The following is a 26,519-nucleotide window of genomic DNA, read 5'->3' as shown; positions in this document are numbered from 1 at the left end:
AAATCACTTAAAAAGTTATTTCTAAATAAATAGCATAAAGACTGTAAAAAACATAAACTTATTCCGACAATCTGATATAATAGTAGGAGAACTCTATTGAAGGAGAAATATATGTCGGTTTTAGTCAAAGAAGTAATCGATAAGCTCAGACTAGATATTGTCTATGGTGAGCCAGAATTACTTGAAAAGGAAATCAATACGGGCGATATTTGTCGACCGGGTCTTGAAATGACAGGCTATTTTGATTACTATACTCCGGAACGTATCCAATTATTGGGAATGAAGGAGTGGTCTTATCTCATTAGTATGTCTTCTCACAACCGTTATCAGGTTTTGAAGAAATTGTTCCAACCTGAAACACCTGCTGTTATTGTTGCGCGTGGTTTAGTGGTTCCTGAGGAAATGCTAAAAGCTGCTAGAGAATGTAAAATCGCGATTTTAACAAGTCGTACAGCGACAAGTCGTCTGTCTGGTGAATTGTCAAGTTACCTGGATTCTCGCTTGGCTGAACGTGCAAGTGTGCACGGTGTCTTGATGGATATTTATGGTATGGGTGTTTTGATTCAAGGTGATAGTGGTATCGGTAAGAGTGAAACCGGACTTGAGTTGGTCAAACGCGGACATCGTCTAGTCGCAGATGATCGCGTGGATATCTATGCGAAAGATGAGATGACACTTTGGGGTGAGCCAGCAGAAATCTTGAAACATTTGTTAGAAATCCGCGGCGTTGGTATTATTGATATTATGAGCCTTTATGGGGCTAGTGCAGTTAAGGATTCTTCACAAGTTCAATTGGCTGTTTATTTAGAAAATTACGATACTGATAAGGTCTTTGACCGTTTGGGGAATAATGCGGAAGAGTTGGAAATTTCAGGTGTTTCTATTCCACGTATTCGTATCCCAGTAAAAACAGGACGTAATATCTCTGTCGTTATCGAGGCGGCTGCAATGAATTATCGTTCGAAGGAGATGGGTTTTGATGCGACACGCCTCTTTGAAGAACGATTGACAAAACTAATTGAAAGGAACGAGATGAAGAATGATTGATCCAGTTGCTTTTCAAATTGGTCCTTTGGGTATTAGATGGTATGCACTCTGCATTGTTTCAGGTCTTATTTTAGCAGTCTATCTAGCAAGTAAAGAAGCACCAAAAAAGAACATCTTATCCGACGACATTTTAGACTTTATTTTAATTGCTTTTCCTTTAGCTATCATTGGTGCTCGACTTTATTATGTCATTTTTAGATTTGACTACTATAGTCAGCATATGGGAGAGATTTTTGCCATCTGGAATGGTGGTCTTGCCATATACGGCGGTTTAATCACCGGAGCAATCGTACTCTATTTCTTTGCTGAACGTAGATTAATCAACACATGGGATTTCTTGGATATTGCTGCTCCAAGTGTTATGATTGCACAGAGCCTTGGACGTTGGGGGAATTTCTTTAACCAGGAAGCCTACGGAGCGGTTGTGGAAAACCTTGATTATTTACCTGGTTTTATTAAAAATCAGATGTATATCGATGGTTCCTATCGTCAACCAACCTTCCTTTATGAATCTGTCTGGAATCTCATTGGGTTTGCATTGATTATTATTTTTAGACGTCGATTAAAGAGTATTCGTCGTGGTTATATCACTGCCTTCTATCTAATTTGGTATGGATTTGGACGTATGATCATTGAAGGTATGCGAACAGATAGTCTCATGTTCTTTGGACTTCGAGTATCTCAATGGTTGTCAGTCCTTCTAATTGGACTTGGAATTTATATTATCGTTTATCAAAATCGAAAAAAAGCACCATTTTATAATGTGAAAAAGGAGAATTAAAATGTTAGAAGTTGCTTATATCATTGTGGCAATTGCCTTGGTTGTATTCTTGGTTTATTTGATTATTACCCTTCAAAAAGTTGGTCGTGTAATCGATGAAACTGAAACTACTGTTAAAACCTTAACTTCAGATGTAAATGTTACTCTACATCACACAAACGAACTACTTGCAAAGGTCAATGTTCTTGCTGATGACATCAATGTCAAAGTTGCAACGATTGATCCACTCTTTACAGCAGTTGCAGACCTTTCTGTTTCTGTTTCTGATCTAAATGAGCAAGCTCGTGTATTGAGTAAAAAAGCATCGTCTGCTGGTTCAAGAACTTTAAAAACTAGTGCAGGTTTGTCTGCTATTCGTGTTGCAAGTAAATTTTTTAAAAAATAAAAAGGAGATAGCTCATGGGTAAATTATCATCAATCCTTTTAGGAACTGTTTCAGGTGTTGCGGTTGCCTTATTCCTAACAAGTGAAAAAGGGAAGCGTGTTACGAGTCAAGCACAAGACTTTATTGAAGATTTGAAAGAAGATCCAGAATATGCTAAGGAACAAGCTCTTGAAAAATTGACAGAAGTCAAAGAACAAACCAGAGATTTTGTTCTAAAGACAAAAGAACAAGTAGAATCTGGCGAAATTACCTTGGATTCAGTTCTTGAAAAATCTAAATCTTTAGCTCAACAAGCGACTGAAGCTTCAAAAGAGACCTTGAACAATCTCAAGGAACAATTGGAAGAAAAAGTAGTTGTTGAAGATCCAGAAGACGGTCAAGAAATCATCATCGAAATCAAAGAAGATTAAAAAAGAAATCACCATTTTTGATTCCCTTAGAGTCGGAGATGGTGATTTTTTTCTTGAGGGAAGTCTTTGTGGTATAATAAATACTATGCAGAAGAAACCAACATCAGCTTATGTGCACATTCCATTTTGCACACAAATCTGTTATTATTGTGACTTTTCTAAGGTCTTTATTAAAAATCAACCAGTAGACAGCTATCTAGAACATCTACTGCAAGAATTTCATTCTTATGACATTCAGAAGTTGCGTACTCTCTATATTGGGGGAGGGACACCGACAGCCTTGTCTGCGCCACAGTTAGAGGTGCTTCTGGATGGATTGACTAAAAACTTAGATTTGTCAGTCTTAGAAGAATTAACCATTGAGGCTAATCCTGGTGATTTGGATGAAGACAAGATTGCAGTTTTGAAAAATTCAGCGGTCAACCGTGTTTCGTTGGGTGTCCAAACCTTTGATGACAAAATGCTAAAAAAAATTGGTCGTAGTCATTTGGAGAAGGATATTTATGAAAATATTGACCGCCTCAAATTGGCTGGTTTTGATAATATCTCTATTGACTTAATCTACGCACTTCCTGGGCAGACCATGGATCAGGTCAAGGACAATGTCGCTAAGGCAATTGCTCTTGATATTCCTCATATGAGTCTCTATAGCTTGATTTTGGAAAACCATACGGTCTTTATGAATCGTATGCGTCGTGGGAAGTTACCACTTCCTAAAGAAGAAGTAGAGGCTGAAATGTTTGAATATATCATTGCTGAATTAGAGCTTGCTGGTTTTGAGCATTATGAAATTTCAAATTTTTCAAAACCTGGCTTTGAAAGTCGTCACAATCTTATGTACTGGGATAATGCTGAGTATTATGGTATAGGTGCAGGTGCGTCTGGCTATGTAAACGGTGTTCGCTATAAAAACCATGGGCCAATCCGCCATTATCTAAAGGCAGTAGAAGAAGGCAATGCTCGCATCAATGAGGAACTCCTGAGTCTTAGGGAACAAATGGAAGAAGAGATGTTTCTTGGACTTCGCAAGAAGACAGGAGTTTCAAAAGCAAGATTCGAAGAAAAATTTGGCACATCTTTTGAAAATTTATATGGTCAAGTTGTAAGAGATTTGTGTCATCAAGGTCTTTTACAAGTAGAAGGTCAACAAATACGAATGACAAAAAAAGGTCTCTTTCTAGGAGATACAGTAGCAGAACGATTTATATTGGAGTAAAATTATGGGCTTAACTTATCAAATGAAGATGAAAATTCCTTTTGATATGGCTGATATGAATGGCCATATCAAGTTGCCAGATGTTATTTTGTTGTCCCTGCAAGTATCAGGAATGCAATCCATTAATCTAGGAGTGAGTGACAAGGATGTTTTAGAACAGTATAATCTAGTCTGGATTATCACTGATTATGATATCGATGTTGTACGTTTACCTCAATTTGCTGAGGAAATCACAATTGAAACGGAAGCCTTGACTTACAATCGTCTATTTTGCTACCGCCGATTTACTATTTATGATGAAGCTGGTCAAGAAATCATTCGCATGGTAGCTACCTTTGTCCTTATGGATCGTGAGAGTCGTAAGGTTCACCCTGTAGAACCAGAAATTGTCGCACCTTATCAATCTGAGTTTTCTAAGAAACTACTCCGAGGGCCAAAATACACAGAGTTAGAAGAAGTGATTAGCAAGGACTACCACGTTCGTTTTTATGACTTGGATATGAATGGTCACGTCAATAACAGCAAATACCTGGACTGGGTTTTTGAAGTTATGGGAGCAGATTTTCTGACCAATCATATTCCTAAAAAAATCAACCTCAAATATGTCAAGGAAGTTCGACCAGGTGGTATGATCACTTCTAGTTACGAATTGAATGGACTGGAAAGTAATCACCAAGTTACAAGTGATGGGGATATCAATGCTCAGGCAAAAATAACTTGGCAAGAAATTAACAAAGATTAGAAGGAAATGTATGACTTATAAAGGTTATTTAATTGATTTAGACGGAACAATCTATAAGGGGAAAGATAGAATCCCAGCAGGTGAAGCTTTTGTTCATGAATTGCAAAAAAGAGAGATTCCTTATCTCTTTGTAACAAATAACACCACTCGTACACCTGAGAGTGTTCAGGAGATGTTAGCCAATCACTTTAACATCGACACACCTGTATCGACAATTTATACTGCAACCTTAGCGACTATTGATTACATGAATGATTTGGGGCTTGAAAAGACAGTCTATGTTATTGGAGAAGCGGGGCTCAAGGAAGCAATCAAAGCAGCAGGCTACGTTGAAGATAAAGAAAACCCTGCCTATGTGGTTGTTGGTTTGGACTGGCAAGTAGACTATGAAAAATTTGCTACGGCAACCCTAGCTATTCACAAAGGTGCTCACTTTATCGGCACTAACCCAGATTTGAACATCCCAACGGAACGAGGCCTTTTACCTGGTGCTGGTTCACTGGTCACTCTGCTCGAAGCAGCAACTCGCGTAAAACCAGTTTATATTGGAAAACCGAATGCGATTATTATGGACAAAGCTGTTGAACACCTAGGGCTTGAGCGCGAAGAAATTGTCATGGTGGGGGATAATTACCTGACTGATATTCGTGCTGGTATTGATAATAGAATCCCTAGCCTTTTGGTGACGACAGGATTTACAAAACCTGAAGAAGTAGCAGACCTACCAATCGCTCCAACCCATGTTCTCTCAAGTCTAGCGGAGTGGAATTTCGATGAAAACTAAATTAACTTTTGGAGGAAGTCTCCTTTTCCTCCTTTCGCTTTCTATTTTATTGACCATTTATCTAGCTTGGTTCATGTATCCTCAGGAAATTTCTTGGTTACACCTAACAAGTCGTGTTCCTTTCCAACCTCAGACAATCCAGCATAACTTTAATGTTTTGATGGATTATTTGACCAATCCATTGAATCAAGCATTGAAAATGCCAGATTTTCCGTCGTCTCCTTCTGGCATCCATCATTTTGCGGTTGTGAAGGGACTCTTTCACCTAGCACAAGGAGTAGCGATAGTTACCCTACCGATTTTCTATCTTTTTTGGAAGCAAGTCATTCAGAAAGGTTTTCTGTTTCTATATCGCAGAGGCCTCTTTATTATGCTGTCTCTACCTCTGGTTCTTGCTTTAGTTGGTATTTTCATTGGATTTGAACAATTCTTTACTTTATTTCATCAAATCCTTTTTGTGGGAGATGATACTTGGCTTTTTGATCCAGCAAAAGATCCAGTCATTCTCATCCTACCAGAGGACTTTTTCCTTCATGCCTTTCTTTTATTTTTCTGCTTGTATGAATTGATTTTTGGATTTATGTATCTTAAAAGTCGAAAAACAGGCAAATAAAAGAATAAATGCATAAAAATGTTTTAAAAGAATGTGCGAAAAATCTATTTTCTTGAAAAAATAGGTTTTTTTACGGAAATAACTAGTCAAGCGCTTTATTTTTTTGTATAATAGAGTGAGAAAAGTATGCAAAGAAGAGAATAGCATGATTACACTATTTTTATCACCGAGTTGTACATCATGTCGTAAGGCAAAGGCTTGGCTAGATAATCATAAGGTGCCTTTCCAAGAGCACAATATTATGACCAGTCCTTTATCAAGAAAAGAGTTGCAACACATTCTTTCCTTGACCGAAAACGGTACCGATGACATCATTTCAACTCGTTCAAAAATTTTCCAAAAATTAAATATCGATGTGGAAAGTATCTCGGTGACGGAGTTGCTTAGTTTAATTGAGCAATACCCTAGTCTTTTGCGTCGTCCTATTATCATTGATGATAAACGTATGCAGATTGGCTTTAATGAAGATGAAATTCGTGCGTTTCTTCCTCGTAGTTATCGTAAGCAAGAATTGAAAGAAGCTACATTGAGAGCTGGTATTAATTAGATGAATAAACAGTATAGTTACCCACTAGATTTGTCGTGGAGCACTGAAGAACTTGCTTCAGTGCTTTCTTTTTTTAATGATGTTGAAGCTGCCTATGAAACTAAGGTAGAAGCAAAAAAACTATTAGATTCCTACAAGTTATTCAAGTCAGTTGTTCCAAGTAAGAGTGAAGAAAAACGTTTGGGACGTGAATTTGAAGCAGTTAGTGGATATTCTTTCTACCGTGCAGTCCAATTGGCAAAAGAAAAAGGAGAAGGGAAGATTTCACTTGGAAAATAAATTTACATTTGCCAAAGAAATTGTTAGGGAAGCTGGAGAATATATTCTTGAACATATGAAAGAAGATCTCCATGTTGAGAGAAAATCTTCGCCTACAGATTTGGTCACTAAGTTAGATAAAGAAGTTCAAGCCTTACTCATTGAGAAAATTCGATCTCGTTATCCCGATGATTTATTTTGTGCAGAAGAAGGATGTATGCGTGCAGCAGTAGGACAAGGTTGTGTATGGATTATCGATCCCATTGATGGGACCAACAACTTCGTAGCACAAGGTGAAGATTTTGCCGTTATGCTAGCCTATTTTGAGGATGGTGTTGGGAAATTTGGGATTATCTATGATGTTATGAAAGGTGACTGCTACCATGGTGGAGGAGACTTTCCGCCTTGTCGCAATGATGAACCTTTACCAGCATTTAAAAAGAAACCTTTGAGAGAATTTTTGGTGGCTGGTAATTCTGGTATGCTAGAAAGCAACGAATGGGGCTTAGCAGATTTGGGAAATGCTGCACTTGGCACACGAGTTTATGGCAGTGCTGCAATTAGTTTTGCAAAGGTACTATCAGGACGACTACTAACGTATATCACTTATCTTCAACCCTGGGATTATGCAGCAGCAAGTATCCTAGGTGAAAGTTTAGGTTATAAGGTTCTTACGATTGCTGGTGAGGAAGTTGATTTCCAAACACGGCAGGCCGTTATGATGGTACCAGTCGAGATGAAAGATGAAATTCAATCCTATATCTACGAAAGGAAATAATCTTACATGCAATTTCCAGAAGGATTTGTAAAAAAATACGAAACTATATTGGGAGATGAGGCAAGAGCTTTTCTTGCCTCTTTTGATGATGAAGCCGTTAATGCCTTTCGTATCAATCCCTTAAAAGAAAGTCAAGTTTCTTTTTCAGACGCTATTCCAAATACACCTTGGGGCTACTATGGTAAGGTTTCTGGAAAGTCTCCAGAGCATGTAACTGGTCTGGTCTATTCCCAAGAACCGGCTGCACAAATGGTGGCGCAAGTAGCTCAGCCAAGTCCTGGCATGAAGGTCTTGGATTTGGCAGCAGCACCGGGTGGAAAATCGACACAATTGGCAGCCTATCTAGCAGGTGAGGGGCTCCTCGTTTCCAATGAAATTTCAAGTAAGCGAGCAAAAATACTGGTTGAAAATATGGAACGTTTTGGTGCGACAAATGTAGTTGTAACTAATGAATCTGCCGATCGTTTGGCAAAAGTATTTAAGGGATATTTTGACCTAATTGTTCTAGATGCACCATGTTCAGGTGAGGGGATGTTCCGAAAACAACCTGATGCCATGGACTATTGGAGTGAAGAATACCCAAGACAGTGTGCTAGCCTACAACGTGAGATTTTAGAAGATGCGGTTACCATGTTGGCTGATGGTGGTCGTTTGGTTTATTCTACCTGTACATGGGCTCCAGAAGAAAATGAAGAAATCATCAGCTGGTTACTGGAAAACTATGATTTTGAATTGATTCCAGTTGAACCTATCAATGGGATGGTACCTGGGATTGACTTACCTGAAACAGCTCGTATGTATCCTCACCATTTTAAGGGAGAAGGACAGTTTGTCGCTCATTTACAATTTAGAGGGGAAAATAAGGCCTCTAAATTCAAACCATCTAAGGCTAATCTCTCTCGAGAACAGCTTTCTTTATGGCAGGATTTTGAGGAGAAACATTTAAAAGAAAAATTGACTGGAGTCTTACAAGCTTTTGGGGAGCAACTGTATCTCTTGCCAGAAGTCTTACCCGATTTGGGTAAACTTAAGATTGCTCGAAACGGACTCCATCTTGGAACTTTTAAGAAAAATCGTTTTGAACCAAGCTTTGCACTTGGATTAGCTTTAAAACCAAGCCAAGTCAAACAATCAATTGAAATTCATCAAGAAGACTTCGTTAAATACGTGGCCGGTGAGACAGTTCAATTGTCTGAAACTCTGCCAAATGGTTGGTACCAAGTTTTGGTTGGTGGGAATGGTCTGGGCTTTGCTAAAGTGACAGGAAATACTCTAAAGAATTATTTCCCCAAGGGCTTGAGGTTTAAGGTATAAAACTAGTCAAAATCAGTATTCTATGTTATAGTGGAAGTGTGGATTTTTCGTGAAAAACGTTAGAAAATAAGGACGAAAATCCGGGTTATTCATCATTATTTTCAAGGAGACAAATAGTGAAAAAATTTAAAAAACTCACCCTCTCTCTTGCAACTCTTTTACTTGCTGGTTCGCTAGCAGGGTGTGCAAGTTGGATTGACCGTGGGGAGTCTATGACGGCTGTCGGTTCAAATGCCCTTCAACCTTTAGTCGAGGCGGCAGCAGATGAGTTTGCGTCAGCTCACATTGGTAAAACAGTCAATGTTCAAGGTGGTGGATCTGGTACAGGTCTATCTCAAGTTCAGTCAGGTGCAGTAGATGTTGGGAACTCTGATGTATTTGCTGAGGAAAAAGACGGGATTGATGCCTCTGCCTTGGTAGACCATAAGGTAGCCGTTGCTGGAATTGCTGTTATTATTAATAAAGAGGTGGATGTCGATAATCTAACGACGGACCAGCTCCGACAAATCTTTATAGGAGAAATTACCAACTGGAAAGAAGTTGGTGGGAAAGATTTGGCTATTTCTATTATCAACCGTGCTGCGAGTTCAGGTTCTCGTGCGACCTTTGATAGTGTGATTATGAATGGTCAATCTGCGATTCAGAGTCAGGAACAAGATTCTAATGGTATGGTTAAATCAATCGTTTCCCAAACCCCTGGAGCTATTTCCTACCTAGCATTTGCATATGTTGATGATTCAGTTGGGACCATCAAACTTAATGGCTATGAACCAACTTCAGAGAATGTAACTACTAATAATTGGCCTTTGTGGTCTTATGAACACATGTATACACTTGGTGAACCAAATGAATTGGTTACCGAATTCTTGAACTTTGTTCTTTCAGACGAAGTTCAGAACGGAATCGTTAAGGGAATGGGCTATATTTCTGTCAAGGAAATGAAGGTTGAAAAAGATGCTGCAGGTACTGTGACAGCAATAGAAGGGAGTCAATAATGAATCAAGAAGAATTATCTAAAAAATTGCTCTCTCCTTCAAAGAACTCTCGTCTTGAGAAATTAGGGAAAGGGCTAACTTTTGCCTGCCTCTCTTTGATTGTTATCATTGTGGCTATGATTTTGATTTTTGTAGCACAAAAAGGTTTGTCAACCTTCTTTGTCAATGGTGTGAATATTTTTGATTTTCTATTTGGTGCAACTTGGAATCCATCAGGTAAACAATTTGGTGCCCTTCCAATGATTTTAGGTTCCTTTATTGTTACCATCCTATCAGCTTTGATTGCTACACCATTTGCCATTGGGGCAGCAGTCTTTATGACAGAAGTATCACCAAAAGGAGCTAAGATTTTACAACCAGCTATCGAGCTCCTAGTTGGGATTCCTTCAGTAGTTTATGGATTTATCGGTTTGCAGGTCGTGGTACCTTTTGTACGTACTGTCTTTGGTGGTACTGGTTTTGGGATTTTATCAGGGATTTTCGTTCTCTTTGTCATGATTTTACCAACTGTTACCTTTATGACAACGGATAGTCTGCGTGCTGTTCCTCGACACTACCGTGAAGCTAGTTTAGCGATGGGAGCAACTCGTTGGCAAACCATTTGGCGTGTGACCTTGAAGGCTGCTCGTTCAGGTATTTTTACTGCAGTGGTTTTTGGGATGGCGCGTGCTTTTGGTGAAGCCCTTGCGATTCAGATGGTTGTCGGTAACTCAGCCGTTGTTCCAACTTCATTGACGACACCAGCAGCGACTTTAACATCTGTATTGACCATGGGAATTGGTAATACCGTTATGGGAACTGTTGATAATAATGTTCTTTGGTCACTGGCTCTAGTATTGCTCTTGATGAGCTTGGCCTTCAACAGTGTGATTAAATTGATTACGAAAGAAAGAGGAAAGAAAAACTATGCACGCTAAGAAATTAGATAAACTTGCAACAGCTGTCCTCTATACCATCGCAGGAATCATCGTGACAATTCTAGCTTCTTTGATTCTTTATATTCTGGTTCGAGGCTTGCCTCATGTTTCATGGTCATTTTTGACAGGAAAATCATCTTCTTATCAAGCAGGTGGTGGTATTGGAATTCAGCTTTATAATTCCTTCTTCCTTTTGGTCATCACCTTATTCATTTCTGTACCATTATCCATGGGGGCTGGAATTTACTTGGCTGAGTATGCTAAAAAAGGCCGTGTTACCAACTTCGTTCGTACCTGTATTGAAATCTTGTCATCTCTACCATCTGTCGTAGTCGGTCTCTTTGGTTACCTTATCTTTGTCGTTCAGTTTGAATATGGATTTTCAATTATTTCAGGTGCCTTGGCTTTGACCGTCTTTAACCTTCCACAGATGACACGTAATGTTGAAGACAGTTTGAAACACGTTCACCATACACAACGTGAAGCTGGTTTAGCACTTGGACTTTCTCGTTGGGAAACAGTTCTTCATGTTGTCATTCCTGAAGCTTTACCTGGTATTGTTACTGGTGTGGTACTTGCATCAGGTCGTATTTTTGGTGAGGCTGCAGCTCTTATCTACACAGCAGGACAATCAGCACCAGCACTTGACTGGTCTAACTGGAACGTTCTAAGTGTATCTAGTCCAATCTCTATCTTCCGTCAAGCAGAAACCTTGGCTGTTCATATCTGGAAAGTCAACAGTGAAGGAACTATTCCTGATGGAACTCTTGTTTCAGCAGGTTCTGCTGCGGTGCTCCTCATCTTTATCTTGATTTTTAACTTTGGAGCTCGTAAACTTGGAAGCTATCTACATAAGAAATTAACTGCTGCCTAAAGGAGAAGCCATGTCAAAATATAATTGGGATGAAAGGCATATCATTACTTTTCCAGAAGAAAAAGTGGCCCTCTCTACGAAGGATTTACATGTTTACTACGGTAAGAATGAATCCATCAAGGGCGTGGATATGCAATTCGAAAAAAATAAAATTACGGCCTTGATTGGTCCATCAGGGTCTGGGAAATCAACCTACCTCCGTAGTCTTAATCGTATGAATGATACCATTGATATTGCTAAGGTTACAGGACGGATTCTCTATCAAGGAATTGACGTTAACCGTCCTGAAATTAATGTTTATGAAATGCGTAAACACATCGGAATGGTGTTCCAACGTCCAAATCCATTTGCTAAATCAATCTACCGTAATATTACTTTTGCACATGAACGTGCAGGGGTCAAGGACAAGAAAGTCCTAGATGAAATTGTAGAAACATCTCTTCGTCAAGCTGCCCTCTGGGATCAGGTAAAAGATGATCTTCATAAGTCTGCCTTGACTCTATCAGGTGGTCAACAGCAACGTCTTTGTATCGCTCGAGCAATCTCTGTTAAACCAGATATCCTCTTGATGGATGAGCCTGCATCAGCCTTAGATCCGATTGCGACAGCTCAGCTTGAGGAAACCATGTTGGAATTGAAGAAGGACTTTACCATCATTATCGTGACCCACAGTATGCAACAGGCTGCACGTGCAAGCGACTACACTGGATTTTTCTACTTGGGTGATTTGATTGAGTATGATAAAACTGCTAATATTTTCCAAAATGCTAAGCTACAGTCAACTAACGACTATGTAACTGGACACTTTGGTTAGAAAGGAAACAGTATGACAGAACCGATTTTGCAGGTTTCAGACCTGTCAGTCTATTACAATAAAAAGAAGGCCTTGAATAGTGTTTCCTTATCATTTCAACCCAAGGAAATTACAGCCCTTATCGGTCCGTCTGGATCTGGGAAGTCAACACTTCTAAAGGCTATTAACCGAATGGGTGACCTCAATCCTGAAGTGACGACAACTGGATCAGTAGTTTATAACGGTCACAATATCTATAGCCCTCGTACCGATACAGTTGAATTGCGTAAGGAAATTGGAATGGTATTCCAACAACCTAATCCTTTCCCAATGTCTATCTACGAAAATGTCGTCTACGGTCTCCGTATCAATGGAGAAAAGGACAAGCAGGTCTTGGATGAAGCAGTGGAGAAGGCTTTACAGCGTGCTTCAATCTGGGATGAAGTTAAGGATCGCTTGCATGACTCTGCTATAGGTCTTTCAGGTGGTCAACAGCAACGTGTTTGTGTAGCCCGTGTCTTGGCGACTAGTCCAAAGATTATTCTTTTGGATGAGCCAACCTCGGCCTTAGACCCTATCTCAGCTGGAAAAATCGAAGAAACCCTATATAGCCTCAAGGACAAGTACACCATGCTTTTGGTTACTCGTTCCATGCAGCAAGCATCTCGAATCTCTGATAAAACAGGCTTTTTCCTTAATGGAGATTTGATAGAATTTAACGATACCAAGGAAATGTTCCTCTATCCTCAACATAAAGAAACTGAGGACTACATTTCAGGTAAATTTGGATAAGGAGAAAAAGATGTTACGATCTCAATTTGAAGAAGATTTAGAGAAATTGCACAACCAATTTTACGCGATGGGTCAAGAAGTTCTTTCCCAGATTAATCGTACAGTACGAGCTTTTGTGACACATGACCGTGACTTGGCAAAAGAAGTTATCGAGGAAGACGCAGAAGTAAATGAATATGAAGTAAAACTTGAAAAGAAATCATTTGAAATTATTGCGCTTCAACAGCCTGTTTCACAAGACTTGCGTACAGTGTTGACAGTCCTAAAAGCTGTATCAGACTTAGAACGTATGGGTGACCATGCGGTATCTATTGCGGAAGCAACTATTCGTATGAAGGGTGAACAACGTATCCCAGCAGTTGAGGAAGAAATCAAAAACATGGGACGCGATGTTAAAGGTTTTGTGGAAACAACTCTCGAACTTTACCTTAACGGATCAGTCGACAAGGCCTACGAAGTTGCAACCATGGATGAAAAAATTAACCATTACTTCGAAAATATTCGTGATTTGGCAACTGAAGAAATCAGAAAGAATCCGGATGCTATTGTCACAGGTCGTGATTATTTCCAAGTTATTTCTTACTTGGAGCGCATCGGTGACTATGCAAAGAATATCTGTGAATGGGTTGTTTACTTTGAAACAGGTAAGATTGTCGAATTGTAAAATTGATTAATTATACATAAAAAGGGGCTGAATAATGAATAAAAGCTCCTTTTTTGTTAAAGAAATCGAAAAAAATAAATAAATATTAAAAATATACTTGACAAACAATTTTTATAGAGTTATAATTATACAAAATTAACAGAGAGGTTGTTTATTTATGAAATTTAAAAAATGGATATTTGTTTTATGTAGTTTTCTTGCAAGTTTCTTTTTAGTAGCTTGCCAATCGTCTAGCTCAAGCTCACAGTCTGCAGTAGAGGCTATCAAACAAAAAGGGAAATTGGTGGTCGCAACAAGCCCAGATTATGCTCCATTTGAGTTCCAAGCGCTTGTGGATGGTAAGAACCAAGTTGTAGGTGCTGATATTGACATGGCACAAGCAATCGCTGATGAACTTGGAGTAAAATTGGAAGTTTCAAGCATGAGTTTTGATAACGTCTTGACTAGTCTTCAGACAGGAAAGGCTGACTTGGCCATTGCGGGAATCAGTGCAACTGAAGAAAGAAAAGAAGTCTTTGATTTCTCAATTCCATACTATGAAAACAAAATTAGCTTCCTTATCAGAAAGGCTGATCTTGAAAAATACAAGGATTTAGATTCTCTTGCAAGTGCTAATATTGCAGCTCAAAAAGGAACTGTTCCTGAATCAATGGTCAAAGAACAACTTCCAAATGCGCAGTTAACATCTTTGACTAACATGGGTGAGGCAGTCAATGAGCTTCAATCAGGTAAGGTTGATGCTGTTCATATGGATGAACCAGTTGCTCTAAGTTATGCTGGTAAAAACTCTGATTTGGCTGTTGCTACAGTAAGCTTGACCATGAAAGAAGGCGAAGCAAATGCTGTAGCTATCAAAAAAGGCAATTCAGATTTGAAGGAAGTAGTAGATAAGGTCATCCAAAAATTGAAAGATGACGGAACTTACCAAACCTATCTTGAGAAAGCTTCTAAATTAACCGAAGTAGAACAATAAAAAATAACAGAGTTGGACTTTAGTCCAGCTCTGTTTTTAAGTATTTTAGTGTTGCTTCAATATTTTCAAAGGGAACTTTTGCAAAGTGATAGGGACAAGCCCCTATGTAGGATGCTTCGAAAAAGTCGAGATTTAAAGGACTGTGTTTGAGACTTGCAATCTTAGGATAGTCTCTAAGATCAAGTAAGACTCCATCATGGAGAGAATAGATTGGCAAGGAAATGGGATAGTTATTTAAAAGTTGTTGGATGTGCTCCTGACTTTTTTCCTGAAGTGCTAATCTTGCGAGTCTGTTTTTCTCAAAGAGTTGACTATCAATATAAAGAGATAAGGCCTTTTGCATGATAAGGTTGTTATCATAGTCCAGAATATTTTTATAAGTTATAAAAGCATCCTTTATAGCATTTGGAAGAAGAAGTGCAGTTATCCGGAGGGCAGGAAATAGACTCGTAGAAAAGGATTTGATATAAATGACCAAATCATGTTGATCCAGATAATGAAAAGTTTGTCCCATTTTAGGATCTAAGTCACCTAGATAGTCATCTTCAACGATATAGATCTGGTATTTTGCAGCCAAGTCAAGGATAGCAAGTTTTTCCTCCTCAGAATAGGAATGCCCCAGAGGGTAGTGGAAACGGGGAATAGTATAGAAAAACTTAATCTTTCCACTCTTAAACTGTTTCTCAAGTTCGTTTAGGTCAATACCGTCCACCTGACGTTCAATGGTTTGATAGGGAATGTTTTGAGCTAGTAGTAGTTGATTCATCCGATGATAGGTTGGCTGTTCAACCAGTATTTCCTGAGCTTGACCTGGAAAATCAATCTGAGAAAGAATAAACAGTGCTTGCTGGGTTCCAGATGTCATGACTAACTGGTCTGCCTTACTATAAATCGCTTGATTAAAAAGTAATGTCTGAACAGATTTTCGTAATTCTTCTAGTCCCTCTTGGTTTTCATAGTAGTTGTAGAGATAATTTTCTCGTCCAATCAAGCTTTCATTGACGCAAAGCCGAAAATCATCATAGGCAGCCACATGTTCATCATTAACGGAGATAATTAGGTCTTCGTGACTGGTTTGTTGTTCCAATACATAATAACCACTTTGAGGCTTGGAGTAGATGTATTTCTCGTATCGAAGTTCCATGAGTGCACGCTGAATAGTGTCCTTACTGCAGTGGAAATCTTGACTGAGTCTTCGAATAGATGGCAGGCGACTTCCTGTCACAAATCTACCTGATTCTATCTCATTTTTTAGATAGTGTACGACTTGTTCGTACTTGCTTTCTTGCTTCATCCCAGACCTCTCTTGATTTTGTTACATTGTACCTTTTTTTCAGAAGTTTGGCAATGTTATACTTTTAGAAAATCTCTTCAAACCGAGTCAACGTCGCCTTGCCGTATGTGTAGGATACTGACTACGTCAGTTCCATCTACAACCTCAAAACAGTGTTTTGAGCTGACTACATCAGTTCTATCCACAACCTCAAAGCAGTGCTTTGAGCAGCCTGCGGCTAGTTTCCTAGTTTGCTCTTTGATTTTCATTGAGTATTAAAAGGCAGTCTAGCATTCAATTCTAATCAGAAATGTGATATACTTAGTAAGTAAAATTTCAATAAGAGTGAGATGATGAAGGTGCAAGAACCAGTGAAATTATTCCAATACAATACTTTGGGAGCCTTAATGGCTGGACTTTACGGTGGAACCATGACCGTTGGTGAATTGCTTGAACATGGCGATTTAGGGCTAGGAACTCTAGATTCCATTGACGGGGAATTGATTGTCTTAGATGGAAAGGCTTATCAAGCTAAGGGGTCAGGTGATAAACCTGAAATCGTTGAAGTGTCGCCAGATGCTCTGATCCCTTATGCGGCAGTTGTACCCCACCAGGCAGAAGTTATTTTTCGTCAGCGTTTTGAAATGACTGATCAGGAACTTGAAAAGCGTATTGAGTCCTATTATGATGGGGAAAACCTATTTCGTTCGATTAAGATTCACGGTGATTTTAAACATATGCATGTTCGTATGATTCCAAAATCAACAAGTGAAACAAAGTTTGCTGAGGTGGCAACTCATCAGCCTGAATATAGCTGTGACAATGTTTCAGGAACAATTGTTGGATTCTGGACACCTGAAATTTTCCATGGCGTCAGTGTTGCTGGTTATCATTTGCACTTTATCTCAGATGACCTAACCTTTGGTGGCCACGTTATGGACTTTGTTATCAAGGAAGGAATTGTAGAGGTAGGTGCTGTTGACCAGCTGGATCAACGTTTCCCTGTTCAGGATCGTAAATATCTCTTTGCTAAGTTTAATGTAGATGAGATGAAAAAAGATATCGATCAAGCAGAGTAAGAGGTGCAAGATATGAAAATTCATGTAATAATTACTATGATAGCTTTAGTTGTATTTCTTATAGCAGCCATTTGGTATGCAAAAAAGAAATACAAGATTAACCTTTCGGTACTAGGTCTTGGGGCAGTGGCATTCTTTGTTTCTTCTCAAGTCTTGGAGAAAATCGTTCACCTTTTGGTACTTCATCCACAAAAAGACGGAACCATTTCGCTCATGCAGGAGCACCCTTTTTTATATGTCCTTTATGGAATTGCTATGGCAGCTATCTTTGAAGAAACGGCTCGCCTTGTCTTCTTTAAATGGTTAGAGAAGAAGAGAAACTTAGAAGATTCAGATGCCTTAGCTTATGGGTTGGGGCATGGAGGTTTGGAATTGCTCTACCTCGGAATGGGAAGTTTGATTAGTCTTTTGATCCTCCTATCATTATTAGAGTCTTCAAATCCCGATGTAGCGAATCTCCTTCCAAAAACTACACTTGAAGCAGTTCAGTCCCTATCTGTATGGCAAGTTTATTTACTAGGTGTTGAACGCATACTTGCTCTGGTGATGCAAATCGGACTCTCTTTCTGGGTTTATCAAGCAGTTCGTCAAAAGAATTGGATTTACTTAGTAGCTGCCTATGGTCTACATGCCCTATTTGATTTGGCTCCGAGTCTTTCACAGGTTGGTTGGATTTCAAATCCACTAATAGTGGAAGGATTACTAGCTGTGGAAGTTTTCTTATTTGTATACTTTACAAAGTCAATTTTTTATAAAAAACAATAAACGAAAAGAGGCCTAGCCTCTTTTTAATTTGTATGAATAAAAAAGCTCATCAAATCATCGAAAAAAATCGCTAAAAATGGTATAATGGAATGAATTTTATAAAAGGATAAGAAAAATGACTGTATTAGATAAATTAAAAGAAACCTTAGAAGGAATTGACATTCGATTCGATGAGCCATTGAAAACTTATACCTATACAAAAGTTGGAGGGAAAGCAGATTACTTAGTTTTTCCTCGAAATCGCTACGAGATGGCTCGTGTCGTTAAATTTGCCAATCAAGAAAATATCTCATGGATGGTTCTTGGAAATGCAAGTAATATTATCGTTCGTGAAGGTGGAGTTCGTGGTTTTGTCATCATGTGTGACAAATTGAATAATGTCACAGTTGATGGTTATACGATTGAGGCAGAAGCTGGAGCTAACTTGATTGAAACGACTCGTATAGCTCTTCGTCATAGTTTGACGGGTTTTGAGTTTGCTTGTGGAATTCCAGGAAGCGTCGGTGGTGCTGTCTTTATGAACGCTGGTGCCTATGGTGGTGAGATTGCTCATATCTTGCAATCGTGTCAGATTTTAACAAAAGATGGTGAAATCGAGACTTTATCTGCCAAAGACTTAGCCTTTGGTTATCGTCATTCAGCCATTCAAGAATCTGGAGCAGTCGTCTTATCAGCTAAATTCGCACTATCTCCAGGAAATTATGAGACGATCAAACAAGAAATGGAACGCTTGACCCATTTAAGAGAACTTAAACAACCGTTGGAGTATCCATCTTGTGGTTCTGTCTTTAAACGTCCGGTTGGGCATTTTGCAGGGCAATTGATTTCAGAAGCTGGTTTGAAGGGCTACCGTATCGGTGGTGTCGAAGTCTCAGAAAAGCATGCAGGCTTTATGATAAATGTAGCTGATGGAACTGCTAGAGATTATGAAGACTTAATTGAGTCTGTCATTGAAAAAGTTAAAGAACATTCAGGCGTTACCCTCGAGAGAGAAGTTCGTATTCTGGGTGAGCACGAATAACATTATTTTTACACATCATTCAAAGATTGGGATTTTATCGCTAGATGAGATTTAGGCCATTTTATGTCCTAAGCTTGTTTCTAGCATTTAAAAAGGTCCCAATCTGTTAATTTACGAAGAAAAAGGAATTTAGAGGAATTGAAAAAACCAATTATCGAATTCAGAAACGTCTCTAAAGTTTTTGAAGATAGCGACACCAAGGTTCTCAAGGATATTAACTTTGAGTTGGAAGAAGGAAAATTTTATACACTGCTAGGAGCGTCTGGATCAGGAAAATCAACTATTCTCAATATCATCGCAGGTTTGCTGGATGCAACGACTGGTGATATTTTGTTGGACGGCGTGCGAATCAATGATATTCCGACCAATAAGCGCGATGTTCATACGGTCTTCCAGTCTTATGCCTTGTTCCCGCATATGAATGTCTTTGAAAATGTTGCCTTTCCATTGCGTTTGCGTAAGGTCGATAAGAAAGAAATCGAACGACGTGTATTAGAAGTTCTCAAAATGGTACAGTTGGAAGGTTTCGAAAAACGTTCTATTCGTAAGCTTTCTGGAGGACAACGTCAGCGTGTAGCAATTGCGCGTGCGATTATCAACCAACCACGTGTGGTCCTCTTGGATGAGCCTTTGTCAGCTCTTGACCTGAAGTTGCGAACCGACATGCAGTACGAATTGCGTGAATTGCAACAACGATTGGGTATTACCTTTGTTTTTGTTACCCACGATCAGGAAGAAGCCCTGGCTATGAGTGACTGGATTTTCGTTATGAATGACGGTGAAATTGTTCAGTCCGGAACACCAGTGGACATCTACGATGAGCCAATCAACCACTTTGTTGCGACCTTTATCGGTGAATCAAACATCTTGCCAGGAACCATGATTGAGGACTACTTGGTCGAGTTTAACGGCAAACGCTTTGAAGCGGTCGACGGTGGGATGAAACCAAATGAACCAGTCGAAGTCGTCATTCGTCCAGAAGACTTGCGCATTACCCTCCCAGAAGAAGGGAAGCTCCAAGTGAAGGTTGATACCCAGCTTTTCCGTGGGGTTCACTATGAGATCATTGCATATGATGAACTCGGCAATGAATGGATGATTCACTCAACTCGTAAGGCCATCGTTGGTGAGGAAATCGGTTTGGACTTTGAACCTGAAGATATTCACATCATGCGTCTCAATGAAACGGAAGAAGAGTTCGATGCTCGTATCGAAGAGTACGTAGAAATCGAAGAGCATGAAGCAGGTTTGATTAACGCTATTGAGGAGGAAAGAGATGAAGAAAACAACCTCTAAACTCTTTGTAGTGCCCTACATGCTTTGGATTGCACTCTTTGTATTGGCACCCTTGGTCTTGATATTTGGACAATCCTTTTTCAACATCGAAGGCCAGTTCAGTTTAGAAAACTATAAATCCTATTTTGCGTCCCAAAATTTGACCTATCTCAAAATGAGTTTTAACTCAGTGCTCTATGCAGGGATTGTAACTCTAGTGACGCTACTTATCAGCTACCCAACAGCCCTCTTTTTGACTCGTCTTAAACACCGTCAACTATGGCTCATGCTGATTATCCTGCCAACCTGGATCAACCTTCTCCTTAAGGCCTATGCCTTTATCGGGATTTTCGGGCAAAATGGCTCTATCAACCAATTTCTAGAATTTATCGGGATTGGTTCGCAGCAGTTGCTCTTTACAGATTTCTCATTTATCTTTGTAGCAAGCTATATCGAGCTTCCATTTATGATTTTGCCCATCTTCAATGTTTTAGATGATATGGATAATAATCTCATCAATGCTAGCTATGACCTCGGTGCGACCAAGTGGGAAACCTTCCGCCATGTCATCTTCCCTCTGTCAATGAATGGAGTGCGAAGTGGTGTCCAATCTGTCTTTATCCCAAGTTTGAGTCTTTTCATGTTGACCCGTTTGATTGGAGGGAACCGAGTAATTACCTTGGGGACTGCCATCGAGCAGAACTTCCTAACCAACGACAACTATGGTATGGGTTCAACTATCGGTGTTGTTCTTATCCTGACTATGTTCGTCACTATGTGGGTGACTAAGGAAAGGAGAGAACGATGAAAAAATTATCGAATCTATACCTAGCCTTCGTCTTTATCGTCCTCTATCTGCCAATCTTCTACTTGATTGGTTATGCCTTCAATGCTGGGGACGATATGAATAGTTTTACAGGTTTTAGTTTAGCTCATTTCCATACTATGTTTAGCGATGGAAGACTCATGCTGATCCTGGTACAGACATTTTTACTAGCCTTTTTGTCAGCCTTAATTGCGACAGTGATTGGTACCTTTGGAGCTATCTACATCTACCAATCACGCAAGAGATACCAAGAAGCATTTCTATCACTCAATAACATTTTGATGGTTGCTCCAGACGTTATGATTGGTGCTAGTTTCTTGATTCTCTTTACACAACTCAAGTTTTCGCTTGGATTTTTGACAGTTCTTTCTAGTCATGTGGCCTTTTCAATTCCAATTGTAGTGCTCATGGTCTTGCCTCGATTGAAAGAGATGAATGGAGATATGATTCATGCAGCCTATGACCTTGGAGCTAGTCAGTTCCAAATGTTCAAGGAAATTATGCTTCCTTACCTAACACCGTCTATCATTGCAGGTTATTTCATGGCTTTCACCTATTCACTGGATGATTTTGCTGTAACTTTCTTTGTAACGGGGAATGGTTTTTCAACCCTCTCAGTCGAGATTTACTCTCGAGCTCGTAAAGGGATTTCCTTAGAAATCAATGCACTTTCAGCCCTAGTCTTTCTCTTTAGTATTATCTTGGTTGTCGGCTATTACTTTATTTCGCGTGAGAAGGAGGAGAAAGCATGAAAAAGCTCTATTCATTTTTAGCAGGAATTCTTGCGATTATCCTCGTTTTGTGGGGAATTTCTTACCATCTTGATAGTAAAATCAATAGTCGTGATAGTCAAAAATTGGTTATCTACAACTGGGGAGACTATATCGATCCTGAACTTCTGGAAAAATTTACAGAAGAAACGGGAATCCAAGTTCAGTACGAAACCTTTGATTCTAACGAAGCCATGTACACGAAAATCAAGCAGGGTGGAACAACCTATGATATTGCCATCCCGAGTGAGTACATGATTAACAAGTTGAAGGACGAAGATCTCTTAGTTCCACTTGATTATAGTAAGATTGAGGGAATTGAGAATATTGGTCCAGAGTTTCTCAACCAGTCTTTTGACCCCAACAACCAGTACTCAATCCCATACTTCTGGGGAACATTGGGAATTGTTTATAATGAAACAATGGTGGAAGAAGCGCCTGAACATTGGGATGACCTCTGGAAACCAGAATACAAGGATTCAATCATGCTCTTTGATGGGGCGCGTGAAGTGCTTGGGTTAGGTCTTAACTCACTAGGCTATAGCCTCAACTCTAAAGATCCACAACAACTGTCACAAACGGTCGATAAACTTTATGAGCTAACTCCTAATATCAAGGCTATTGTAGCCGATGAGATGAAGGGTTACATGATTCAGAATAACGCTGCCATCGGTGTGACTTTCTCAGGGGAAGCTAGCCAGATGTTGGAAAAGAATCCTAACCTCAAATACGTCGTACCTACAGAAGCAAGTAACCTCTGGTTTGACAATATGGTGATACCAAAGACAGTTAAGAACAAGGATGCAGCCTATGCCTTCATCAACTTCATGTTGAAACCCGAAAATGCTCTCAAAAATGCAGAATATGTCGGTTATTCAACACCAAACAATGCTGCTAAGGAAATGCTCCCTGAGGAGACAAAAGAGGACAAGTCCTTCTATCCAGACGCAGACACTATGAAACACCTGGAAGTTTATGAGAAATTTGACCATAAATGGACAGGTATCTATAGTGACCTCTTCCTACAGTTTAAGATGTATCGGAAGTAGGAGTATAAATAAAACGAATCAGTTAAGCTGGTTCGTTTTTTGTTAGCTTTCCCAGTTGACTCAATCATCAAAAAACGATATAATAAGAAAGTTGAGAATTGATTTTCTCTCCATCTTAGTTCAGAGAATTGGCGGTGCTGCGAGCCATCTAAGATAGAAAATCATGCTACTCGATTGTAACAATTGCATAAGAATCAAGAATGACAAGTTCATTGAATGAAGGTGGTACCGCGGTTTTTCGCCCTTCGTGATATGGATTTGTCTTTTATTTTTGGAGGTGCTTATGAAAACATTTCTTGTTAAACAAAAGTTCCGTCTAGGTGGTGAACGTTTTGATATCAAGGATGAAATGGGCAATGTCGCCTATCAGGTTGAAGGTTCATTTTTTAAGATTCCTAAGACTTTTACCATTTATGATGCAGTTGGTGAACAGGTCAGTGGAATTAGTAAAGAAATTCTTACCTTTATGCCACGCTTTGAGATTCAACTCAGTAATGGAGATAGTTTCTATATTCGAAAGAAGCTCACTTTATTTAGAGATAAGTATGAGTTCGACAATCTCGGTCTTCGTATCGAAGGCAATATCTGGGATTTGAATTTTAGACTCCTAGATGATCGTGATCAAGTGATTGCTGAGATTACCAAGGAACTTTTTCATTTAACCTCTACCTATACTGTAACAGTCTACGACGAATCTTATGCAGACCTAGTCATTTCCCTCTGCGTTGCTATCGACTATGTGGAGATGCTAGAAAGCCAATCTAATTAGTAAAAAGGAGACATTATGAAACAATTATCTAGTGCACAAGTCCGCCAAATGTGGCTTGATTTCTGGGCAAGTAAAGGCCACTCAGTAGAGCCATCTGTTAGCTTGGTTCCAGTAAATGACCCAACACTGTTGTGGATCAACTCAGGGGTTGCCACTCTTAAGAAATACTTCGATGGAACTATCAAACCTGAAAACCCACGTATTACCAATGCGCAAAAAGCCATCCGTACCAACGATATCGAAAACGTAGGGAAGACTGCTCGTCACCATACTATGTTTGAAATGTTGGGGAACTTCTCAATCGGGGATTACTTCCGTGACGAAGCCATTACTTGGGCTTATGAGCTTTTGACAAGTCCTGAGTGGTTTGACTTCCCTAAAGACAAACTCTACATGACTTATTATCCAGATGACAAGGATTCATACAACCGCTGGATTGAAGTGGGAGTGGATCCAAGTCACTTGATCCCAATCGAAGACAACTTCTGGGAAATCGGTGCGGGACCTTCTGGACCTGATACAGAAATCTTCTTCGACCGTGGAGAAGCCTTTGACCCAGAAAACATCGGCCTTCGTCTTCTTGCAGAAGATATCGAAAACGACCGTTACATCGAAATCTGGAATATTGTCTTGTCGCAATTTAACGCAGACCCTGCTGTTCCTCGTAGCGAATACAAGGAATTGCCACACAAGAACATTGATACGGGCGCAGGTTTAGAGCGTTTGGTGGCGGTTATCCAAGGGGCGAAGACAAACTTTGAGACAGACCTCTTCATGCCGATCATCCGTGAAGTTGAGAAATTGTCTGGTAAGGTATACGACCAAGATGGTGACAATATGAGCTTCAAGGTCATTGCCGACCATATCCGTTCGCTTTCATTTGCGATTGGGGATGGTGCCCTTCCTGGAAATGAAGGTCGTGGATATGTACTCCGTCGTCTTCTCCGTCGTGCTTCTATGCACGGTCAAAAATTGGGTATCAACGAGCCTTTCCTTTATAAACTCGTTCCAACAGTTGGAAAAATCATGGAAAGTTACTACCCAGAAGTGCTTGAAAAACGCGACTTTATCGAAAAAATCGTGAAGAGCGAGGAAGAGTCATTTGCTCGTACCCTTCACTCAGGTCAACACTTTGCAGAAACCATCGTAGCAGACTTGAAAGCCAAAGGTCAAAGCGTCATCGCTGGTCAAGATGTCTTCAAACTCTATGATACATACGGATTCCCAGTGGAATTGACAGAAGAAATTGCTGAAGAAGCTGGTATGACGGTTGACCGTGAAGGTTTTGAAGCAGCCATGAAGGAACAACAAGAACGTGCGCGTGCATCTGCTGTCAAAGGTGGATCTATGGGGATGCAAAACGAAACCCTTCAAAACATTACAGTTGAAAGTAGCTTCAACTACAATGCTAGCCAATTGCCTTCTAAGTTGGTGGCTATCGTAGCGGACAATGTAGAAGTAGAAGCTGTATCTGAAGGAACTGCATCTCTTATCTTTGCAGAAACTCCATTCTACGCTGAAATGGGTGGACAAGTTGCGGATCATGGTCAAATCTTAGATGCTCAAGGAAATGTTGTAGCGACAGTGACAGATGTTCAAAAAGCACCAAACGGACAACCACTCCATACCGTTGAAGTTCTTGCACCACTTGCTTTGAACCAAGAATACACCTTGGCTATCGATAGCAATCGTCGTCACCGTGTCATGAAGAACCACACAGCCACTCACTTGCTCCATGCAGCTCTTCATAATATCCTTGGTCACCACGCCACTCAGGCAGGATCTCTTAATGAGGTAGAATTCCTACGCTTTGACTTTACTCACTTCCAAGCAGTGACTCCAGAAGAGTTGCGTGCTATTGAGCAACAAGTCAATGAGCAGATTTGGGAAGCCATCGCAGTAGAAACTGTTGAGACAGACATTGACACCGCTAAAGAAATGGGAGCTATGGCCCTCTTTGGTGAGAAATACGGTAAGGAAGTCCGCGTTGTCACTATCGGTGATTACTCTGTTGAGCTCTGTGGTGGTACTCACGTAGGTAATACTTCTGAAATTGGTCTCTTCAAGATTGTCAAAGAAGAAGGAATCGGATCAGGAACTCGTCGTATCTTGGCAGTGACTGGTAAAGAAGCCTTTGAAGCTTACCGTGAACAAGAAGATGCACTGAAAGCAGTCGCAACAACCTTGAAAGCTCCTCAACTCAAGGAAGTACCTCACAAGGTTGAAGGACTTCAGGAGCAACTCCGTCAATTGCAAAAAGAAAATGCAGAATTGAAGGAAAAAGCAGCAGCGGCGGCAGCAGGTGATGTCTTCAAGAATGTTCAAGAAGCAAACGGCCACCGTTACATTGCCAGCCAAGTTTCAGTATCAGATGCAGGTGCCCTTCGTACCTTTGCGGATAACTGGAAACAAAAAGATTACTCTGATGTCCTTGTTCTTGTCGCAGCTATCGGTGATAAGGTCAATGTCCTTGTAGCTAGCAAGACAAAAGATGTGCATGCAGGTAATGTGATTAAAGAATTAGCTCCAATCGTTGATGGACGTGGTGGTGGGAAACCAGACATGGCCATGGCAGGAGGAAGCAACCAAGCGAACATTCAAGACTTGTTGGATGCCGTAGCAGGTAAATTGTAAGAAAAAATCTACCATTTTTGGTAGATTTTTTTGTTTATTTTGGTCTTGTTTAGAGTAATTTTTATCTATCACCTAAAAGTAAATGTATATAAAATACGTAAAAATCAAAAAAGTGTATACTAGATATAAAAAATGTATAATTTTTGTAGATAAAATATCTTATTTGTGATAAAAT

General features: G+C 39.8%; 29 protein-coding genes. 28 read left to right on the top strand and 1 reads right to left on the bottom strand.

The window, feature by feature from the left end; translation table 11 throughout:
- Positions 1 to 111 precede the first annotated feature (111 nt).
- From hprK to HMPREF1481_RS05250, 19 genes are all read left to right on the top strand, one after another.
- On the top strand, positions 112 to 1,047 hold the full coding sequence (gene hprK / locus HMPREF1481_RS05340) for an HPr(Ser) kinase/phosphatase (RefSeq protein ID WP_016466021.1): 936 nt from the start codon (positions 112 to 114) through the stop codon (positions 1,045 to 1,047).
- Positions 1,040 to 1,828: a prolipoprotein diacylglyceryl transferase gene (gene lgt / locus HMPREF1481_RS05335; RefSeq protein WP_016466020.1), complete on the top strand. Its 789-nt coding sequence runs from the start codon at positions 1,040 to 1,042 to the stop codon at positions 1,826 to 1,828. Before hprK ends, lgt begins: the two co-directional genes overlap by 8 nt.
- A 1-nt stretch (position 1,829) precedes the next feature.
- Positions 1,830 to 2,213, top strand: coding sequence for a DUF948 domain-containing protein (locus HMPREF1481_RS05330; protein WP_016466019.1), 384 nt, complete (start codon positions 1,830 to 1,832; stop codon positions 2,211 to 2,213).
- Between the two features lie 14 nt (positions 2,214 to 2,227).
- A complete protein-coding gene (locus HMPREF1481_RS05325) occupies positions 2,228 to 2,623 on the top strand; it encodes a YtxH domain-containing protein (protein ID WP_016466018.1) in 396 nt (131 codons plus the stop codon).
- An 85-nt stretch (positions 2,624 to 2,708) separates the two neighbouring features.
- Positions 2,709 to 3,839 (top strand): radical SAM family heme chaperone HemW, encoded by a 1,131-nt coding sequence (gene hemW / locus HMPREF1481_RS05320; protein WP_016466017.1) that lies wholly within the window; start codon positions 2,709 to 2,711, stop codon positions 3,837 to 3,839.
- A 4-nt stretch (positions 3,840 to 3,843) separates the two neighbouring features.
- A complete protein-coding gene (locus HMPREF1481_RS05315) occupies positions 3,844 to 4,581 on the top strand; it encodes an acyl-[acyl-carrier-protein] thioesterase (RefSeq protein WP_016466016.1) in 738 nt (245 codons plus the stop codon).
- 10 nt (positions 4,582 to 4,591) lie between these two features.
- Positions 4,592 to 5,365, top strand: coding sequence for a TIGR01457 family HAD-type hydrolase (locus HMPREF1481_RS05310; RefSeq protein WP_016466015.1), 774 nt, complete (start codon positions 4,592 to 4,594; stop codon positions 5,363 to 5,365).
- Positions 5,355 to 5,978, top strand: a complete 624-nt coding sequence (locus HMPREF1481_RS05305; protein WP_016466014.1) for a TIGR01906 family membrane protein — start codon at positions 5,355 to 5,357, stop codon at positions 5,976 to 5,978. Before HMPREF1481_RS05310 ends, HMPREF1481_RS05305 begins: the two co-directional genes overlap by 11 nt.
- Before the next feature lie 145 nt (positions 5,979 to 6,123).
- Positions 6,124 to 6,525, top strand: a complete 402-nt coding sequence (locus HMPREF1481_RS05300; RefSeq protein WP_016466013.1) for a Spx/MgsR family RNA polymerase-binding regulatory protein — start codon at positions 6,124 to 6,126, stop codon at positions 6,523 to 6,525.
- The gene (locus tag HMPREF1481_RS05295; protein ID WP_016466012.1) at positions 6,526 to 6,804 is read left to right on the top strand and encodes a UPF0223 family protein; all 279 of its coding nucleotides are present in this window, start codon (positions 6,526 to 6,528) and stop codon (positions 6,802 to 6,804) included.
- A complete protein-coding gene (locus HMPREF1481_RS05290) occupies positions 6,794 to 7,561 on the top strand; it encodes an inositol monophosphatase family protein (protein WP_016466011.1) in 768 nt (255 codons plus the stop codon). Before HMPREF1481_RS05295 ends, HMPREF1481_RS05290 begins: the two co-directional genes overlap by 11 nt.
- Before the next feature lie 6 nt (positions 7,562 to 7,567).
- The gene (locus tag HMPREF1481_RS05285; RefSeq protein WP_016466010.1) at positions 7,568 to 8,875 is read left to right on the top strand and encodes an RsmF rRNA methyltransferase first C-terminal domain-containing protein; all 1,308 of its coding nucleotides are present in this window, start codon (positions 7,568 to 7,570) and stop codon (positions 8,873 to 8,875) included.
- 116 nt (positions 8,876 to 8,991) lie between these two features.
- On the top strand, positions 8,992 to 9,870 hold the full coding sequence (locus tag HMPREF1481_RS05280) for a phosphate ABC transporter substrate-binding protein PstS family protein (RefSeq protein ID WP_016466009.1): 879 nt from the start codon (positions 8,992 to 8,994) through the stop codon (positions 9,868 to 9,870).
- Complete coding sequence (gene pstC / locus HMPREF1481_RS05275) at positions 9,870 to 10,787, top strand: phosphate ABC transporter permease subunit PstC (RefSeq protein WP_006148223.1); 918 nt, start codon at positions 9,870 to 9,872, stop codon at positions 10,785 to 10,787. Before HMPREF1481_RS05280 ends, pstC begins: the two co-directional genes overlap by 1 nt.
- Positions 10,777 to 11,661, top strand: a complete 885-nt coding sequence (gene pstA, locus HMPREF1481_RS05270) for a phosphate ABC transporter permease PstA (RefSeq protein WP_006150807.1) — start codon at positions 10,777 to 10,779, stop codon at positions 11,659 to 11,661. The genes pstC and pstA overlap by 11 nt, the downstream gene beginning before the upstream one ends.
- 10 nt (positions 11,662 to 11,671) lie before the next feature.
- Positions 11,672 to 12,475, top strand: coding sequence for a phosphate ABC transporter ATP-binding protein PstB (pstB, locus tag HMPREF1481_RS05265; RefSeq protein WP_016466008.1), 804 nt, complete (start codon positions 11,672 to 11,674; stop codon positions 12,473 to 12,475).
- Between the two features lie 12 nt (positions 12,476 to 12,487).
- Positions 12,488 to 13,246, top strand: coding sequence for a phosphate ABC transporter ATP-binding protein PstB (pstB, locus tag HMPREF1481_RS05260; RefSeq protein WP_016466007.1), 759 nt, complete (start codon positions 12,488 to 12,490; stop codon positions 13,244 to 13,246).
- Positions 13,247 to 13,256: 10 nt separating this feature from the next.
- Complete coding sequence (phoU, locus tag HMPREF1481_RS05255) at positions 13,257 to 13,910, top strand: phosphate signaling complex protein PhoU (RefSeq protein WP_016466006.1); 654 nt, start codon at positions 13,257 to 13,259, stop codon at positions 13,908 to 13,910.
- A 157-nt stretch (positions 13,911 to 14,067) separates the two neighbouring features.
- A complete protein-coding gene (locus HMPREF1481_RS05250) occupies positions 14,068 to 14,883 on the top strand; it encodes an ABC transporter substrate-binding protein (RefSeq protein ID WP_016466005.1) in 816 nt (271 codons plus the stop codon).
- A gap of 19 nt (positions 14,884 to 14,902) precedes the next feature.
- Here HMPREF1481_RS05250 and HMPREF1481_RS05245 read toward each other — a convergent pair whose 3' ends face one another.
- Positions 14,903 to 16,177: an aminotransferase-like domain-containing protein gene (locus HMPREF1481_RS05245; RefSeq protein WP_016466004.1), complete on the bottom strand. Its 1,275-nt coding sequence runs from the start codon at positions 16,175 to 16,177 to the stop codon at positions 14,903 to 14,905.
- Between the two features lie 329 nt (positions 16,178 to 16,506).
- On the opposite strand from HMPREF1481_RS05245, the gene budA reads away from it, so the two are divergent.
- From budA to alaS, 9 genes are all read left to right on the top strand, one after another.
- Positions 16,507 to 17,235: an acetolactate decarboxylase gene (gene budA, locus HMPREF1481_RS05240; RefSeq protein ID WP_025173275.1), complete on the top strand. Its 729-nt coding sequence runs from the start codon at positions 16,507 to 16,509 to the stop codon at positions 17,233 to 17,235.
- 12 nt (positions 17,236 to 17,247) lie between these two features.
- Complete coding sequence (locus tag HMPREF1481_RS05235; protein ID WP_016466002.1) at positions 17,248 to 18,000, top strand: YhfC family intramembrane metalloprotease; 753 nt, start codon at positions 17,248 to 17,250, stop codon at positions 17,998 to 18,000.
- Between the two features lie 115 nt (positions 18,001 to 18,115).
- Positions 18,116 to 19,021: a UDP-N-acetylmuramate dehydrogenase gene (gene murB / locus HMPREF1481_RS05230; RefSeq protein ID WP_016466001.1), complete on the top strand. Its 906-nt coding sequence runs from the start codon at positions 18,116 to 18,118 to the stop codon at positions 19,019 to 19,021.
- Between the two features lie 138 nt (positions 19,022 to 19,159).
- Positions 19,160 to 20,317, top strand: coding sequence for an ABC transporter ATP-binding protein (locus HMPREF1481_RS05225; RefSeq protein ID WP_006150793.1), 1,158 nt, complete (start codon positions 19,160 to 19,162; stop codon positions 20,315 to 20,317).
- Positions 20,298 to 21,104 (top strand): ABC transporter permease, encoded by an 807-nt coding sequence (locus tag HMPREF1481_RS05220; protein ID WP_016466000.1) that lies wholly within the window; start codon positions 20,298 to 20,300, stop codon positions 21,102 to 21,104. The genes HMPREF1481_RS05225 and HMPREF1481_RS05220 overlap by 20 nt, the downstream gene beginning before the upstream one ends.
- Positions 21,101 to 21,874, top strand: coding sequence for an ABC transporter permease (locus tag HMPREF1481_RS05215; RefSeq protein ID WP_016465999.1), 774 nt, complete (start codon positions 21,101 to 21,103; stop codon positions 21,872 to 21,874). The genes HMPREF1481_RS05220 and HMPREF1481_RS05215 overlap by 4 nt, the downstream gene beginning before the upstream one ends.
- Positions 21,871 to 22,941, top strand: coding sequence for an ABC transporter substrate-binding protein (locus tag HMPREF1481_RS05210; protein ID WP_016465998.1), 1,071 nt, complete (start codon positions 21,871 to 21,873; stop codon positions 22,939 to 22,941). The genes HMPREF1481_RS05215 and HMPREF1481_RS05210 overlap by 4 nt, the downstream gene beginning before the upstream one ends.
- Positions 22,942 to 23,224: 283 nt before the next feature.
- A complete protein-coding gene (locus tag HMPREF1481_RS05205) occupies positions 23,225 to 23,710 on the top strand; it encodes an LURP-one-related/scramblase family protein (protein ID WP_016465997.1) in 486 nt (161 codons plus the stop codon).
- 15 nt (positions 23,711 to 23,725) lie between these two features.
- The gene (alaS, locus tag HMPREF1481_RS05200) at positions 23,726 to 26,344 is read left to right on the top strand and encodes an alanine--tRNA ligase (protein ID WP_016465996.1); all 2,619 of its coding nucleotides are present in this window, start codon (positions 23,726 to 23,728) and stop codon (positions 26,342 to 26,344) included.
- The last annotated feature ends 175 nt before the right edge of the window (positions 26,345 to 26,519 follow it).

The organism is Streptococcus sp. HPH0090 (genome assembly GCF_000411475.1).
In the GTDB taxonomy this organism is placed as follows: Bacteria; Bacillota; Bacilli; order Lactobacillales; family Streptococcaceae; genus Streptococcus.
Note: the sequence above shows the minus strand (reverse complement) of the source record. Positions and strands in the feature narration are given on the sequence as shown.